This window comes from Alcanivorax sp. HI0083 (assembly GCF_001635175.1).
The window spans coordinates 1-417 of record NZ_LWFX01000711.1 but is presented as its reverse complement, the minus strand read 5'-3'; the positions used below and the strand labels follow the sequence as shown (position 1 = coordinate 417).

At 47.2% G+C, this 417-nt stretch carries 1 protein-coding gene and 1 pseudogene; both read left to right on the top strand.

Features of this window, described 5'->3' with window-relative positions; translation table 11 throughout:
• Nucleotides 1-9: 9 nt before the first annotated feature.
• Nucleotides 10-129, top strand: a pseudogene (locus A3754_RS28820) (winged helix-turn-helix domain-containing protein); the annotation flags it as partial.
• Between the two features lie 9 nt (nucleotides 130-138).
• The coding region (locus A3754_RS26545) for a hypothetical protein (protein WP_231880528.1) at nucleotides 139-417 on the top strand (279 nt) is incomplete at its 3' end.

Here is a 417-nt window from a genome sequence, read left to right as displayed (position 1 = left end):
GTTCTTATAGTGTTGCTGACTGAGGCGGATTCCTGCGGTGTAGTCAGAAATTGTTCGACTTTTGGCTTGGCCAAGCAGGTGGGGATGTCAGTTCAAAGAGTACGCCGGCATTTGAGGAAGCTTTGGCGCTTAGGGTACATGCGAGATGTGGTTGCTGGGATTGTGAGTGATATAGGAATCGGCAAGTGCCCGAGCATCTATTTTCTCAACCTGGCTCACCCTATTTTTGAGGCTAGCTGGTGTGGTCGGGCGTTTGTCCTTCATATACAAAAAAAAGATCAGTACCACCCGGGCCGAGAGATTCCTCAGTTGATAAGGATTCTCAGTAATGGTTGTGAGGATGATTCCTACGTTGCCATTGAATATGACCGTAGAAACTATTTGTTGCCGGTGAAGTGTGAAGATGACGTTGCTAAA